This is a genomic window from Caproiciproducens sp. LBM24188, assembly GCF_054130445.1.
On sequence record NZ_CP196862.1, the window covers coordinates 1323019 to 1339737 of the forward strand.

The 16719-nt window shown below is 45.5% G+C and carries 12 protein-coding genes and 1 pseudogene; 3 read left to right on the plus strand and 10 right to left on the minus strand.

Translation table 11 applies throughout. The features are described from left to right. Positions 1-63: 63 nt before the first annotated feature. From ACSVDI_RS06300 to ACSVDI_RS06325, 6 genes are all read right to left on the minus strand, one after another. Entirely contained in the window at positions 64-633 is a 570-nt protein-coding gene (locus ACSVDI_RS06300; protein ID WP_457945445.1) for a DUF6550 family protein, read from the minus strand. A 378-nt stretch (positions 634-1011) separates the two neighbouring features. Then, complete coding sequence (locus tag ACSVDI_RS06305; RefSeq protein ID WP_457945446.1) at positions 1012-1194, minus strand: hypothetical protein; 183 nt, start codon at positions 1192-1194, stop codon at positions 1012-1014. Between the two features lie 28 nt (positions 1195-1222). Then, positions 1223-1450 (minus strand): hypothetical protein, encoded by a 228-nt coding sequence (locus ACSVDI_RS06310; protein WP_457945447.1) that lies wholly within the window; start codon positions 1448-1450, stop codon positions 1223-1225. Positions 1451-1478: 28 nt separating this feature from the next. Beyond that, positions 1479-2393: a ParB/RepB/Spo0J family partition protein gene (locus tag ACSVDI_RS06315; RefSeq protein ID WP_457945448.1), complete on the minus strand. Its 915-nt coding sequence runs from the start codon at positions 2391-2393 to the stop codon at positions 1479-1481. Further along, a complete protein-coding gene (locus tag ACSVDI_RS06320) occupies positions 2390-3187 on the minus strand; it encodes a ParA family protein (RefSeq protein WP_457945449.1) in 798 nt (265 codons plus the stop codon). The genes ACSVDI_RS06315 and ACSVDI_RS06320 overlap by 4 nt, the downstream gene beginning before the upstream one ends. A gap of 15 nt (positions 3188-3202) precedes the next feature. After that, a complete protein-coding gene (locus ACSVDI_RS06325) occupies positions 3203-3376 on the minus strand; it encodes a DUF3970 family protein (protein WP_457943410.1) in 174 nt (57 codons plus the stop codon). Between the two features lie 397 nt (positions 3377-3773). Here ACSVDI_RS06325 and ACSVDI_RS06330 point away from each other — a divergent pair, with 397 nt between their 5' ends. Beyond that, entirely contained in the window at positions 3774-4778 is a 1005-nt protein-coding gene (locus ACSVDI_RS06330; protein ID WP_457945450.1) for a tyrosine-type recombinase/integrase, read from the plus strand. Between the two features lie 1074 nt (positions 4779-5852). On the opposite strand, the gene ACSVDI_RS06335 is transcribed toward ACSVDI_RS06330, so the two are convergent. Further along, entirely contained in the window at positions 5853-7310 is a 1458-nt protein-coding gene (locus ACSVDI_RS06335; RefSeq protein ID WP_457945451.1) for an MDR family MFS transporter, read from the minus strand. A gap of 183 nt (positions 7311-7493) precedes the next feature. Between ACSVDI_RS06335 and ACSVDI_RS06340 the strand changes: the two genes are divergently transcribed. Further along, positions 7494-8117 carry a TetR/AcrR family transcriptional regulator gene (locus ACSVDI_RS06340; protein WP_457945452.1) on the plus strand — a complete coding sequence of 208 codons (624 nt, stop codon included), beginning with the start codon at positions 7494-7496 and terminating at the stop codon, positions 8115-8117. Between the two features lie 91 nt (positions 8118-8208). Here ACSVDI_RS06340 and ACSVDI_RS06345 read toward each other — a convergent pair whose 3' ends face one another. Both ACSVDI_RS06345 and ACSVDI_RS06350 read right to left on the minus strand, forming a co-directional pair. Next, positions 8209-8526: a hypothetical protein gene (locus ACSVDI_RS06345; RefSeq protein WP_457943353.1), complete on the minus strand. Its 318-nt coding sequence runs from the start codon at positions 8524-8526 to the stop codon at positions 8209-8211. A gap of 79 nt (positions 8527-8605) precedes the next feature. After that, positions 8606-10027, minus strand: coding sequence for an IS1182 family transposase (locus ACSVDI_RS06350; RefSeq protein ID WP_457945453.1), 1422 nt, complete (start codon positions 10025-10027; stop codon positions 8606-8608). Between the two features lie 237 nt (positions 10028-10264). Between ACSVDI_RS06350 and tnpA the strand changes: the two are divergent. Then, positions 10265-10734 (plus strand): annotated as a pseudogene (tnpA, locus tag ACSVDI_RS06355) (IS200/IS605 family transposase). A gap of 175 nt (positions 10735-10909) precedes the next feature. Here tnpA and ACSVDI_RS06360 read toward each other — a convergent pair. Further along, a complete protein-coding gene (locus tag ACSVDI_RS06360; protein WP_457945454.1) occupies positions 10910-16699 on the minus strand; it encodes an InlB B-repeat-containing protein in 5790 nt (1929 codons plus the stop codon). Between the last annotated feature and the right edge of the window lie 20 nt (positions 16700-16719).

Below are 16719 nucleotides of genomic sequence, written 5' to 3' on the forward strand. Positions count from 1 at the left end.
ATAAAAATGGCACAGTCTTGTGACCGTGCCATAACAATTGTATATTAATTTGTGTTGTGTTTGTCAGTCCATGATTCCGACCTTGTTACCAGTCAGCTCATCACCGGGATTACCGACAGTTGTCATTTGCCCATGAGGAGCTTGCGTATTTCCAAAAACGGGGTCATTATCACCAGCACTGTTGCTGTTTTTAGTAGTGGTGTCATCCGACTTCTTCGCAGTCGGTTTGCTAGTATACGTCGGCTTCTTGGTCTTATCGGTTAATGCCGAATTCGTCGGCTCCGTTTCTTTTCCGTCGCTGGTCTTGGAGCTGTCACCCTCTATCACCGGAGCCGGGGGAGCGGACGTTGGTTTTTCAATCTTCGTAAGTTCCGTGGTCTGGCTTGCGCCGCTTACAGGATTGAATGCCGGTGCCTGACTCTCGCTCTCCGCTTTTGAATCCTCGTCAATTGGGTCAACTGATAAAACAAACGAACCCGTGGATGACGAGCTTACCGGTCCAGTGGTTACTGCTTTTGATGGTGTACCGGCTGTAAGCGTCAATGCAGCAACAGCAACACCAATGCAGAACACTGCGGAACCGGCTATAATAAGGCGCTTTTTTGCCTTCTGGCTAATATCTATCTTTTTCATAAATATATCCTCCATTCACATATCGAATTCTGTATCAGTATTCTCTGATACCATTATCCTATTTTATTCTTATTTGTCAAGAAATAAAAAAGCGCTCCATTCGGAGCGCAGGTAAATCAAAGCAATTGCATACCTTAATCAAGTATTAAGTTTTCATTCTGATTAAGCTGTTCTTGTAGTTCATTTAGCCATTGGGGTTTATAGTCACTTTTTAAAATAATTTCTCCATTCCGGTACTCCGCAACGTTATCGAACCGGTTTTCATTATCATAGAATTTTACTTCATCACAATGCGAAATAAGGAGACGGACAAGGTGGCCCTTGTATTGGCCTTCTTACGCAATAAACAGCACTATTTTTCTTAATTACAACATACTGTTAAAAAGTTAAATCGTCTCCTACACGAAATCTCTTTTCCTCTGCTTCTTCATGATCTGCTTCGGCTTCGATTTCGTCTTGCGTCATACCGCCGAAGAATGCCATGTCAGTCATAAAACAATTTTCCGGTTCCGGCACGTCAATACCATCCAAACCATTTTCGCCATAACAAAGTCTTTTCATGCAAATTAAGTCCTTTCAAAGATATGTTTTACACTAGCTGTTTTCGATTGAAAACCTGCGTAGTTGTAAAATTAAATGGCTGATAGGGAAGCCAGCAGCCGCCTACCCATTCGTAAATTGTCCATCCAGCAATGTCGCCGTGTGCTTCGGCATATGCTCTAGCTTCATGTATCTTTTGCTTAATGGAACCGTTTTGAAACGGTTCCATATCAAGAGTATACTTATTACTTTTATTGTAAAATCTAATCTTCAGCAAGGTAAAAACTCCCTTTCGCTCTAAGATTTCAACGACCCACGCTCCATTGTCTGAGTAAATCCAGTATAACGCTTTCCATCTGTGCAGGAGAGAATTCCGCAGGAAAGTATTGCTGAATCTTTTTTGCCGGAATGGTTAGATTTTTTGGTTCCAGCTTTCCCTCCGTTATGATTGCAAGAATAGCTCCCCGGTTTAATTCACCGGATTGACTGAACTCTTTTAACCGCCGAGCTTGCTTGATGGATGGAGAAGATTCTTCTTGATTCATTACTTCCAGTAGCATGGTTTGCTCATCGGGTTTAAGATAGGAAACCTCCACCGCAGGATTTAAGGGCAACTTTTTATCATCCACCATTTGAAGAAGTGGAGATATCAACTCGGTCAGACGGACAAAACGTTGAATTTGATTACGACTTTCTCCAACTTGTTCTGCGAGTATTTGATCTGCCCGTTGATTGCTTAACTTCGTCCCAACTTGGGACGAAGTTAAATCGGTACGCTTTCCTTGCCGTTTCATGGCATCCAACTTCATCTTATAGGCAAAGGCCCTTTCGCTTGGCAACAGGGTTGCACGCTGTAAATTGCTGTCTACCATCAGGATGGTAGCAACATCATCATCCATTTCCCGGACGAGAACCGGCATGGTTTGCATACCAGCCAATTTGCTGGCGTGTTTGCGCCGGTGACCCGCAATCAGCTCGTATCCTCCCTCGGGGCGTGGTCGTGCGATGGCAGGGTTTAGAACTCCGTACTGGCGTATGCTCTCCACTAGCTTTGTCATGTCTTCATCATCGCGTACTTGAAATGGGTGATCCTTAAAAGGAAAAAGTTCAGAGAGACGAATCTCCTGAACTTTTTCTTTAGAATCCTCTGTTCGCTCATTACTTGTTTTAAACAAATCATCAAACGGGGTAAGCGTAATTTTACTTGCACTGTTACTCATCCGGCTGCAACCTCCAGTGTGAGGGATTCATACGCTTTGGCTACCTTGCCGTGCGGGTCGTGTGCATAAATGCTTTTGCCTTCCGCGCTGATTTCCGCCGCCCGAACGGAAAGGGGAATATTATTTTTGTAGATTCTCAGCTTACCGTCATAGTTTTCATGAAGCTTTTGTAGAAGCTCCTTTGTAAATTTAGGCCTTGTGTCAACCATCGTTATCAGAATGCCGTCAATCGACAATCCCGGATTAATTTGACGCTTTACTTTTGCAATGGTTTTGATTAGTTGCTCAAGTCCTTTAATTGGTAAGTACTGAGCCTGTACCGGGATAATCACGCTATCAGCAGCTGCCAAAGCATTGATGGTTAACATTCCAAGTGACGGCATACAGTCGATCAGGATGTAGTCGTACTGGTTGCGTACCGTGTCGATGTATTGCTTTAGGATAGCTTCCCGGCACATAGCGTTCACCAGGGTGTTTTCTACACTGGCCAGGACAATATTGCCTGGAATCAGGTCAACACCTTCGGCGTGATACAGAACTGCGAATCGGTCCGGGATAGCAACGTCGCTTAAAATCATACCCATAACAGTAGCGAGCGTGTCTTCAAGTTCATCCGGTTGATGCCATCCTAAGCTGGCAGTCAAGCTGCCCTGGGAATCAGCGTCAATTAGCAGCACTTTGTTCCCAAGATTAGCAAGGCCAATGCCTAAGTTTGCACATGTGGTCGTTTTTCCGACACCACCTTTTTGGTTCACGATAGCGATCACTTTACAGGACTTTACATTCATACTCATAATTGTCAAGACCTTTCATTCAACATCATTACTTTTGGGCTTCTCAATGTCTGCGTATTTTCGGACAAATCGACTCCGACTGTTTTTATATTGCTTTGATTCGTCAGAAATAAGAAACAGCTCTCTGAGTTCATTCAGAAAGCTGTCAATTTCCTCCGGTAAGCCGGTTATTCTGATTTTAATCATCATATTACTCCTATAAATAAAGTGTTTCTTTCGGATTTTAATTTCTGATCACATAAACCTGCTTACTTGTCCGTGTTTTATTCTGCGCTTCTACCATAGGATGCTACAATGCGGACTCTGGGGATACTGGGCTGTCACAAGAGGGTAAGTCTTTTTTGTCATTGTTATTTGCTCCTTTCGCAATAAAGTATATAAAAATGGCCAACTAATGTTGGCTCTAATTAAGCATTATTTTAATGATTTATTAATTTTTCGGCACGAAGCTTATATTAAAATGTTAAATAGTAATTATTATTTGAAAACATTATCCATTTACGGGAATATGGGGAAGCTGTATAATTATGCCAAATTATAATATTGTTCGCGGACGAATGCTAAAAAATAATAAAGGATGATAATCATGAATGCAACAAATAGTCAAGATACATTTAGGTATTGGGGAAATCTTTGGCTTCGTAAAAAAAGCCTTAACTTTTCTCGTTCATATTTTGCTACTGCTGTAAATTACTTAAATAACATTAACAGTTTTATTGGTGATATGCCCATAGACGAAATAAGTGTTCTTGATATTGATAATATAATAATCGATTATGCTGAAAAGAATCCTCATACTGGTAAACCAACAGCAAAGGCAACATTAAAGGACATGCGCAATATTGCGGCTTCTGTATTTGATTATGCATGTGATAATGATGTAATACATAAGAATCCAGCCAGGGGAAGGGAAATTCCAAAGAAAGCTCCAAAGTATAGCCGAAGAGCACTTACCGAGACAGAACAGAAGTGGATTATATCAATGCCACATCGTATGCGACTTGCTGCATTAACAATGATGCTCACTGGTCCTAGACTGGGAGAACTCATACCCTTAACATGGCAAGATTTTGATTTTAATCGGGTTGGATTGAATATTAATAAAAGCGTAGAGAAAATTAATAACCGATATTATGTAAAGCCAGGAACAAAGAATAATAAAAGTCGATTTGTTGAGGCTCCAACTGAATTAGCGTTAGAAATAGAAAAGGCCAAAAAAAATGCGATCAGTAAATACATGTTTTGCAAAATTAATGGTGAAATGCACTCTCCATCTTCTTTTAGAAGCGCTTGGAAAAGTTATCTATGTGATTTAAACTGTACTTTTGGCGGATATAACGATGGGAAGTGCAGCAAATATAACCCGCATGGAATACCGATGATGATTGATAAAATCACGCCGCATATGCTTAGACATACATATGCAACCCTCTTATACTCATCAGGAGTTGATGTTCTTACCGCATCCAAATTACTAGGTCACTCTGATATAAAAACGACATTAGCAATTTATACACATTTGGAAGAAACAATGGAGTATCGATCGATTGAAAAGTTAAATAGCTACGTTACTGAATTATTTAAGTTGTAATAGACGGATTCGGGACGTAGAGGCCGCTGGTTCGAATCCAGTCACCTCGACCATGAATAAAGGGTAAAAGCATATGCTTTTACCCTTTATTATTAAATAATATTATATATTTAGTGATTCTAAGTACATAATTATTTGATAACACAAGTGGAGGCTTGTGCTACCAAATAATTGTTATGTTTCACAAAGAATTGTTGGCACAATCACATAGGAACTTAAATTCCTCTCCCAGGTTCTCTGGAAGCTGCCCCCAATACAGTGACGTTGGCCGGGTAGAAGTATCATTATCACTTTGCTGGGGTTATCGCACATCCAGTTGCCAGTTGGATATCAGCATGCAGTTGATCGCAAATGCGGCTGTGCCGGCTTTGCGATGTCCAATGTTTCCGCTCCGACAAAAAAGTCTTTGTGTTACACTATGATTTCATCAATCGCTGCTACCGATTGATTGAAATATTTTTCAAAGTGCGCCAACCTCACGCCGCGAATGTTACATTCGCATTATGAGGTACACAATGCATATCGCATTGTGTATGTGTTGTGGAAAAACAAAAGTCTGTACCCTCACCGTCCAATAAGGGTACAGAACTTGACATGTATCCGAAATACGTGCTAAGATAGCAACGCATAAACGGCATTCACAAGTCATAACGGGTCTAGTACACCCTTATGGCGGATGGAAGTCAGCTGGTTCCAGCCGGCTGACCTCCTGTGGATGCTTTTTGTTTATCCACAAAAAGAATTATAATACAGGATAATATAGGAAATTTAAAATTGCAAGGAAAATTTAACAGTTTACTATGTAAGATCGGATATACTCCGGTTTTTTTATTTTATGACGATTACGCAGTTGATTTTCCGGCTTGTAATTTCGACAAGCAGATTTTGAAATCCTTACCGATTGGTATCCGTTTTGTAAGGTACCGTTAGTTTTGGGCTGTCATAAGATAGGCAGAGACTTCGGGCCAACTTGGTCAGAAGTTACGGGGCTTGTCCCGCGATGCCGCGGGACAGCACAAAAAAACACCTGTGCGGAGAGACCCCCGCAAGGTGTTGATTAGTTTTACTCTTCTTTTACTCATCTGCGATATCTTTTGTGGTGGCTTCTTCTGTTTCTGATTTTCTACGCATTGCCAAAAGCATTGTGGGAATCGCCGCTACCACAGTAAAGCCGATGGCCCACCAGAAAGAGATGTTGAACGCATGGGAAATCGCGCGAAGATCGGAATCGGCATGGCCTGTCATCTGCTGCTGGGCAACGGTCGCGAGAATCGCCGATCCGAAAGCTCCACCAATGGTCTGAAAGATTCTTGTAGCGATGCTTGCGTGAGGAACTTGCTCCCTTTGCAGCCCAATGTAAGCGGACGTCATAATGGAAATCAGCAGACCGCCGAGGCCCGCCCCTCTGACCAATAAAGCAGCGGCCAAGAGAATGAGATTTGTATCTGCACCCGCAAGAGCAAACGGCACTGTGCCGGCCGCAATAACGGCGAGGCTCACCAGCACAATATTACGCGAACCGTCGCGGTCGGCTATCTTAGCCGCCCAACTTCTGGTCAGTAGCATACCGATACCCTGAGGAAGCAACCACAGCCCGGTATACAGAACGCTTGTACCGCGTACATTTTGATAATAGAGCGGAAGGATCAGCAAAGCGCCGTTTGTAATAATACCTGTCAATACCAGCAAAATATTCGAAGCGGAAAAATTGACGGATTTGAACAATCGAAGATTCAAAACCGGCTCCCGTTTTGTGTTTAAAGCATAAATGACATACAACGCCATCAAAACGATACCAATAATCAGAGGGACATAGACAGCACTACTACTTAATCCTCCATTTTTGGCAATTTGAGTGATGCCGTAAATCAGAAGGGCAAATGCAGGAGAGAGCAAAAGCATGCCAATGATATCAAGGGAAGCTTTCTTCTCCAAAAATTCGTCGGCCGGAATTCCCCAGACAGCCAGTGGGATCGCTACAATGCAAATTGGGATATTAACTAAGAAAATTGCACGCCAGCCAAGGCCGTTAACGATTACTCCGCCCAAAACCGGCCCTAGAATCGGCCCGAGGAGAGCGGGAATACTGACAATTGACATGATCTGCCCGAGACCATGTCCTCCTGAAAGCTGTACAAGCTCTGTTGTTAGCACTGGCATTAATAATCCCGCGCCGATTCCTTGAATTACTGCAAAGCCAATTAAGCTTTGGATGTTCCATGACAGCATGGCGAGCACGGAACCAACCAGAAAGACCGCCAAAGAAAAAATGTAGGACCTTTTGCATCCGAATCGTTTGGTGGCCCATCCCGAAATTGGAACGGTAAGCCCCATCGCCAGAACGTATCCGGTTGTGATCCACTGCACGGTAGAAATGGTTGCTTTCATATCAGCCGCTATTGTTTTGATAGCCACATTGACCATTGTTGAATCAAAGAGTGGCGCAAGGGCACCGACAACCAGGATTATGGCTGCCTTGAGTACGATTGGGTCGAGCTTATCCTGCGATGATTTTACGTTTGTTGCACTCATGAGAAAACTCCCTTCACTTTGCATAAGAAACGTTTTGCGTTTCTTATGCAAATATGATATAATAAATGCAATACGAATACAATAGTCATTCTCGACATAGAAATAAGAAACTAGTTAAGTTTCTTATGTGTATTTTTACAACAAAAGTACATTTATTGCTGAGAATGGGAGGGAAATAATATTATGGACGGACAAAAGAAAGGTATGCGTCGCCGTGGGGAAGCTCTGGAAGATGCAATCCTGCTTGCCGCGTGTGAGGAACTTTATGAAACAGGCTATACGCATCTGACGATGGAAAGCGTCGCAAAGAGGGCAGGGACAAATAAGGCTGTCCTTTATCGCCGATGGGACAACAAGTTGGAGCTTGTGATTGCCGCCTTGCATAAATATGTGCCGAAAATTACGGATGAAATACCGAACACCGGAAACCTGCGCGACGATGTGGTTACCTATTTGCAGCGACTTACTGCACCGCTGAAATCCATTGGTGCGCAGACGATAAGAGGACTTATGACGGAACCGCATGTGGGCGGTTCTTTAATAGCGTACTTACCGCAGGTCATCCAGCCGAGAACGGAGAGCAAACTGATGGTGGCTATGACGGCGATTTTGAAAAACGCGGAGACTCGTGGAGAAGTCTGCTTAGAGAAATTGACAGCCCGAATGATTTCATTGCCGCTCGATTTACTGCGGTACGAGTTGATCACTATGCAAGAACCCATATCTGACGAAGTCATAACGGAGATAGTCGACGATATTTTTATGCCAGTTGTCCGATCTAATAATCCATTACAGGCGCAATCGTAGTTTCTAATCATGGCGGATCGGTACTAGATCACGTCGTACATATCTTTTTAGTGCTGGTCTTATCCTTCATGCTCCACGTTTTGGTTGTTCCCTATTTTGTAAGAACCAGTATTCCCTCTGTTGTTCCCAGCAAGAACAGGATATCCCCATGTTTCAGCCGGTGTTCTCTAACCCACGAAATAGGTAAAGTAACCAGTCCCCCAATAATGGAGCAAGACTTGTATGGATGTGCTTCTTTTCTGCAAAGATAAGATGGCTGATAAAACAGTTGTCGATCTGATGTTTTAAAGAACAACTCATCATTGATTTCCGATATTCCATAAAAGTGTAAATATTCTTTAGGAATGTAGATGCGGTTGTTAACGAACAACTTTGTTGGGTAGCCAATAATTTTGCCAATGTATTTCATGATTATCAAACCTCTCTATAAAAAGGCGGAGCAGTGAATCCTGCTCCGCCTCAGATTGTCGAAGAACCCATCCAAGGCGTTAAGCGAAGGATGGGTTCTTTTGATAATATGCAGGATAAGAAAATAAGTGATGTAAAATGATTACATATCCGGACGGATGACCATCTCTCCATTTCCACATTGCCAGCTTTTTGAGATTCATGGCAGCAAACTTAAGCTTAACCCAATTCGTCACTTGAGTTAAGCCCCGGTAGAGCGTGTAACGCATCCCATATTTTACTTTTGCGTCGGCGAAGACACGCTCAATTGTTTCTTTTCGCTTTTGGTAAAGCTTTTTGTATTTCGGTGTGTGTCGGATATCTTCCGCAAGTTCTACATAATCCTGCCACACATGCCGCGTTACGGTTTTCGTACAGCTTTTACTTTCGGTGCAGCGAGGACGGAATGGACATTTTTCGCAGATGTAACTCCGGCTTTTGTATTCCCGGTATCCCTCACGGTTGGTTGTTGCATAATGCAGAACCTGATATTCAGGGCAGATCACACAGTCATAATATTCGTCGTATACATACTTCCACCATTCCAGATTTCCCGCTTTGGTCATTGGCCGCTTGTATGCTGTGGAAAGTACTCGCCCGTCGTCAAACACCCGTTTGCAGATATGCGGCGTTTTGTATGCGGCGTCCGCCACCACTGTTTCAATTTCAGGAAACCGTTCCGTCACTTTGTCATAGACCGCATCAAACGCCACGCTGTCGTGTACGTTTCCCGGAGTCACCTCAACGCCAAGGATAAAATTATGTTTGTCGCAGGCAGTATGCGCTTCGTAGGCAAAGCACTTCTTGTGTTCGCCCTTTTGAAACAGCCCGCTTTCCGGGTCTGTTTTGGACTCCGTGATTTCTTTTTCCTTCGGCGGTTTCGGCGTACTGTCGAATGGCTTCTTCCCATGATCTTCCCGATCAGCGTTAACCTCTTCCATTAATTCTGAGGCATATCGCTTTGCAGCCTGAGGGACTGCCTTTTTGATCTTCTTATTGATGTTGGCGTTTGCTTTGATATGTGTTCCATCTACAAATACTGCTTCCGGCTCCAAATATCCGGCGCAGTTTGCCTCCTGCAAAATCCACGAAAATACCTGTTCCACGGTTTCCTCTGTGAACCGGTGCTTAAAATTGTAACTCACAGTGGAGAAATGCGGCAATTCCTCGTTCAGTGTATATCCTAGAAACCACCGGTAAGCGATATTCATATTGATTTCCTGCATTGTCCGGCGTAAAGAGGGAATTCCGTACAGATGCTGGATCAGAACAATCTTAAACAGGACAACCGGGTCCACACTGGGACGGCCGTTGCACTCACAATACAATGCTTCTACAAAGTCATAAATATGGTTAAAATCTACTGCTCCGTCAATCTTTCGCAGCAGATGATCCTGTGGCACCAATAGATCTGTATTCACAAATTCAACTGCATCTCTGCGCAGTTTTTCTCGTTCCAACATCTTTCATCACCTGCTTCTATTTTACCATTTTACAACCAAAAAGCCCAGCTTTCGCTGAACTTTTTCGACAGGCTGAGGCGGAGCAGTGAATCCTGCTCCGCCTCATTTTTGTAGCTTAAGCGCAAAAAACTACCAGCTATGCTGGTGAGAATAAAAGTCTTTAGATACAAGAAGACCTCCCTTTGTTAAAATAGATGCGGGTTTGCTAACCGCATAAAAACAAAAGGAGGTAATGTCATGAAAGACATACAAAGTTTATCACATTCCAAGTGGAGATGCCAGTACCATATCGTTTTTGCGCCTAAATACCGCAGAAAAGAAATATATGGGAAAATTAGAGCAGATATAGGGAAGATACTGAGAAAACTGTGCGATCAAAAAGGAGTGGAAATTATAGAAGCACAGGCGTGCCCAGACCATATTTATCTGTTAGTAAGTATTCCACCGAATCTCAGTGTGGCACAATTTATGGGTTATCTTAAAGGGAAAAGCAGCCTGATGATATTCGACAGGCATGCGAATCTAAAATACAAGTATGGAACTCGGCATTTTGGTGCCGTGGATATTACGTAGACACAGTAGGGCGAAATAAAAAGGTAATTGAAGAGGATATTAAAAACCAATTGCAAGAAGACATTGCAGCAGATCAAATAAGTTTTAAGGAGTATATTGACCCGTTTACGGGTAGCAAGAATCCTAAGGCGTAAAAGAAGGCCGCTTTAGCGGCGGCCTGTAAAAGTAATGCGGTTGGTGAACTTATTCAGTGCATCTTGAGATGCGTGCCAGAATTATGCCCTTTCAGGGCTTGTGCATACCACGCGTTCAACGCGTGGTTTTGATTATTTTGGAGCGCTTTCCGGGTTCCCTGCCAAATGTTTTTGCTCAAGTAATGTATGCTATTGCAACCGGCGTATGGCTGGAATTGATATAGAATCCGGCTGCTTGTCCGGCCTTTCCGACCGGCGTTGCCTGGTAAAAATAATCCTTTCCGGATTGTTTTACAAGCTTTACCTGAAATACAGAAGAATTACCGCAAATCAGTGATGGTTTACTGTTTGATGTCAGTTTGAATACATAAGTCTTTCCTTTAGAAATTTTGAACGCCCCTGTTGTATCGCTTTGCACAAGGAAAGCTGTCGTCCCCACAGTGGCAACCAGCAGCTTTACTCCATTGACATAAATTCCGGCTTTATCCCCGGGTTTACCAATGGCTGTTAACTTTATGTAATAATCGTTACCGGATGTGCGGACAAGCTGGGTTTCAAAGATGCCCGGAGTGCCAACAACAAGCGATGGAACTGCGCCATTTGTGCTGGTGATTTTAAACTGATAGGCGCTGTTTACAGAGAAATCCAGAGTTGTATCACTGACAAATGTTTTAGATGGAGAGACAGGCGCTGCATTCGAATCGGAGGGTGATGAGTCTCCGCTGCCGGAACTACCGCTGCCGGAACTACCGCCGCCGGAACTTTTTGGACGGTAGTTTGCGGTAACGCTTACCGCCTTTGCCGGCATGGTAAAGGTGGTCGTTTTTTCGGTGGCGTTCGCAAAGGTTACGTCTGCACTGCTCCATTCTGTGAATATATAGCCGCTTCTGTCATTCGCCGTAATCGTAACGGCCGCACCCTCGGCGTAGCTTCCGCTGCCTGTGCCGTTTGTTACCGTAACGGTAAAGTATCGCTCCGCCACCGTTAAGGTGCCGTTCGTATAGGTAATGTCATAGCTTGCGGAATTTGTAATCGTTCCGCCCGAGATGCTAATGACAAAGGTTCCGACAGTATTTCCATCCGTTGAAACGGACATTTCGGGGTGATTTAATACGGCATCGCCGTTGACCAGTCCTGTTGCAGTATAAGTAAAGACCGGTACTCCGTCACCTTTGGTCATGCTCTTATCATCCGCTGTTAAAGTAAGCGCTTTTTGAGCAACGGTTACCGTATAGCTTGCCGTGGCTTGTGCATGGGTAGACGTTTCCACAGCGGTAGCGGTGATGAATGCGATTCCGCTGCCTATAATGGTCACCTCGCCGGTGACGGCGTCCACAGTCGCCACAGAAATATCGTCACTTGCATAGGTGATTGTACCGGTAACGGTTGTTTCGGTCAGCGGGTTGGTAAACTTACCGTCGCCATAGGTCTTATCCACACTGGTTTCTGCATAGAAAATATTCTGCGGTGTCTTTGCAATGTAGGTTACCGTTACAATGATGTTGTAATTGTTGTAGTTGGTGGCGCCTGTTACAGGAACCATTATTGTGCCGGTTTGTCCTGCTGAGCCGACGGGTGCGGTATACGTCAAGGTGTTGCCCGAAATGCTCATGTCGGTCATGCTAATGCCGCCGCTTGCAGACGGGGTGCCGTAGCCTGCGCCCTGTGGCAGGCCAGGAAGCGTTACCGTCGCCCCCACCTGACCGCTTACAACGTTTGCCGATAAGGTTTTCGTGCCGGAATAAGCAATTTTATTAATGGCGAAGCTTCCCAGGAATAGCCCCGATACCGCCTTATATTCCTCGCTTTCGGCAATATCCACCGTAACGGTATAGATGCCTGCGTTGATGGGCGGGGTGGTGCTGCCGTTGTACCTGATGGTGATTGCACCCAAATTCTTTCCCGGACTTGCTGTTACAGTCACATTTTTTGCACTGCCGTCATAATCCACAGCGGTCAAAGCGTGAACTAAATCCGCCGTAGTTGGTGTTGCTTTGACAAAGGCGGCAATGGTGACCTCGGCATCTTCGCTTGCCAGAGCCGTGCCGGTAGCCTTTATGCGAACAAGATATGTGCCGGGTGCAAGGCCTGTCACCGTGCTGCTGCTGATAGGTGTGTAGCTTGCATCACCGCTTTTCTTATACTCCATCAGGCTGTTTACACCGGTGATGGTGCCGTCGTTCCGTGTCAAGGTTTCGTCGGTTTTACCAATGGTCGGTTTAGACGGCTGGGTAATATCAATCGTCTGGGAACTGCCCGCAAGGTGGGTGTCAGCCTCTTTTACTCGCACCAGAATATCCTTGTCTGCCTTTATGCTGCCAAACTGGCCGGTCAAATCCATATCCGGAGTACAGTCTGCCCAAATGCTTCCACCGTCTAAGCTGTATTCCATCGCAGCGGTTGCACCCATGAGTTTGCCTGCGCTTACACCGCCGTCAAAGGAGAAGCTGACACTGGGCGCAGCGGGACCGTCTGTCTTAGTAACGGTGATGGTTTGGGTGGTTGTGATGCTTGTGCCGTTCGCAGTAAGGGTGATAGTGGTATTACCCATATTAAGAGTACCCTTTGGACTGAAATCGTAGTCTGTAAAGGCCTGATTTTCCGTGTCGTCATCATAGGTGGCCTTGACGACCATCCCTGTGGGATCGAAACTCTCTCCATATTTGTAAATCGTCTTGGTAGGCGGTGTGGTAACGGCGATAGAGGCCAAAGTTCTCTCTGATGTTTTCGGGAAGGTAACCGCTACCGTCAAGGTATTTCCGCTGCCTGCGTCATGGGTAACAGAGGAGGCACCAGCTAATGTAAAGCTGTTTGCCCCAAGACCACTGAACGTATAGCCCGGTTTTGCCGTCAGCGTGATAGTTGCCGTATAGACTGTGCCTCCAAGAAATTTCTCTGGAGAACTGGACCAGGCAACTACTCCTGTATACTGCGTTGTATTTATGCTTGTAATAGGTGTCTCATTCTTGACCGGGGCTGTCAGCTGGCCGGCCAAATCAAGGACATCGACCGTACTTGCCGGTCCAAACTCTAAGTATTTGTAATTGCCAATGTTGTCGGGATCGTAGGTGGAAACAGGGGTTCCATCGAACTCCTCACTGGCAGCTTTGACACCGGCGTTTTCCAATGTAAGAGCATAACCCTCTGTCAGCATTTTCTCACCGGCCTTAAATATAGCACTGCCGCCGTCCGGAATATTTATTTTTATCGAAGCTAAAGGTGATCCATAAGCATAAGTATGGCCGATTATTGAATTTTGCGTGGATTCCAGTGTCCCACCCGTTACAAGTATCGTGTTTTTTAAATAAGCATCAATCACATACCCTGAATCACCGGTATGAGTCAGGGTTCCACCGGTGATTTCAATAGCCGGATCACTTGATTTCTCCCCATTCATGAAAATACACATATTTTGTGCAACAATGTTTGCTGTTCCCGATATAATGATTTTACCGGTGCTGCCGTAAGCTCGAGCAATTGCATAAGCAGTTGACGCAACCGATGTGGATTCCACTGTGCCGCCGGAAATAGTCACATTGCCTGAACCTGCGTTATTAAGGGCCACCCCGAGACCATCAGATGTGACTGTTCCACCGGAAACGGTTATGTTACCCGCCCCACGATTGTCAATTGCCCTCCCACCTGATCGTATTGTACCGCTTAAAAGGGTCAACGAACCGCCAGCTGTAATCTCAATCGTGGTCTGGTTGTACCATGTGTTTTCAATTATTCCGCTGCTGCTATCGTCTTGAATCTTCAGGGTACCGCTGCCATTATGTTCAACCGTCGTTGTTCGAAACTTATTGCTGATTTTCTTGCCGTTTAAGTCAAGGGTAAAGCTTTTGTCGCCTGAGATAGTGACAGTATCCGTGAGGGTCATATCCGTCAGCAGCTTAATAGTCTGGTCATTATCAACCGCATTCACCGCCTCTTGCAGGGTAGCGTAGCCGATATTCGTCGCTGTATTTTGCGCCGCGCAATCTGCCCACTGTGCGGTCAAGCCTGTCACGCTACTGGGCACCTCATCGCCTGCTTCGTAGATTGTGGAACTGCCTGCATCCTTCCACACGGCAAACGCTTTGCCGGTGGGTGCGGTCAGCCCCTCGCCACTAGGGGCGGTAAATCTATCCCCCGCGCAGATAATCTGGATACTCTCGGTACTTCCCTTTAGGCTGCCGCTGTTCAGGTTCAGGGTTACCGCTTTCAATCCGTCAGATTCCAGTTTGTCGGGGAGCACCTCAAGCGCGGGGCGGAAGCGGGGATCAAAAGCGGTTGCTCCTGGCGTGAGGCAATCCCAACAGTGAACCGATTTATTTCCGCGGATTGCACGGCTCAAACCGGTTTCACTATCGGTATCCTGACCCCAGGACCAAGACCCGGTAATATTCTTTATCCACGTCCCATTCGATTGTGCGACAATCTGATCCCACTCGTTGGTGCCCGGCTGCCCAAGATGGTCGCTGCCGTCTTCTGCGGAACCCATCCTGCTGCTTCCTGCGCTTAAAGTGCGCAGCTTGTAATGCGTGTCAAAGGTTTTGCCGAAGATAAGGCCATTAACATTCAATGCGTTCCATGTGATGCTTGTAGAGATATTGTAATCCCCGACAAACAGGCTGCGGTCAGATGTGTTTGCGTTAGCAAAGTCTTGCGTTGTTGAAAGTTCACTCGTTAAGCTGTACGCATTCACCGTGCCGACATAAGTAAAGGGTACATAGTGCAGGGTTGTGTCAGGCAGGCTGCTATTCACACTGCCTAATCCATCCTTTTCGCTTGACAAGTCAAAATAGTATGTGCCGCCGAGGGAAAGGTCGATTTGCTCGGTGACAGCAGGTGCAGGCTCAAACGTTAGGTATTTGTAGGCTGCTATCTTTTCGTCTGTATCAATATCTGCTTTGGTAATCTCTGAGACATCCGAACCGTCTGTCGCTGTTGTGCTTGCCGTTATCTTTACATTGACATAGCGGCTTAAATCAGGGGCTTTATTCATCGCCTTTCCGCCGCCCTTGATGGTGGGCGTACCACCGTTTGAAATAATAATTTTACCGGTTTTACCGGTGGCAACCGCAATACCGATACCATTTGTGCTGTTTACAATGCCGCCTGAAATTGTAATATCGCCATCGGCGTTGTTGTAAATGGCGTTGCCGTCCCCAGTTGCGGAAGTATTTTCTATGGTTCCGCCGGTAATTTCAAGGCCGGCGGAGCCGCCCAACTCAATGGTACCGCTTTCGTCTCTTTCATTTTCACTGGTGACAATCGTATCCTCACCACTAATGGAGATGCGCCCGCCGCCAGAACACCCGATTGCCGGATAATTGGCATGTGTACTGGTCACCTTACCGCCCGAAACACTGATTTTGCCGGAGGATGAGCTGTCAGATATTGCACCCCACGCACCGGACACCTCACCGCCCGAAACACTGACGCTGTCGGGGGAGCTGTAGGAGGAAAAGTTATTTATCCCATACTGGTCGCCTGTCACCTTACCGCCTGAAACACTGACTCTGCCGGAGTTGTTATATATTGCGGCCCCCACGCTTGTCACCGTGCCGCCCTCAATGCTCACACTGCCGGAGGAGTAGTTATAGATTGCCGCAGGGGTAAAGGAAGAGACAGATTCCTCGCTATGCACTGTGCCGCCGGTAACGACAAGGCTGCCGTCTGATGAAGATAACTGAATTGCCCATTTCTTAGAAGTGATTTTGCCGGTTTTTTCGCTGCTGCTGTCTGTAATCGTCAGTATGCCGCTTCCAGCGTGATCTATGGCAATTTCCTCGCCGCCATCCAGCATTTTACCGTTTAAGTCCATAGTTATGTTGTAGTGATTGGCGATTGTCAGAGTTCCACTGCTTTCAACATAGCTGTCGGAAAGCTTTAAATCCAGATCGCTTGATGCGTTATTTATGGTAGTCTGGAGGGATTCAAAATTGAAAATTTCTGTTGGAGTGTCAGCAGCAAGCATCATCACAGGCGCAGCTACGGCAC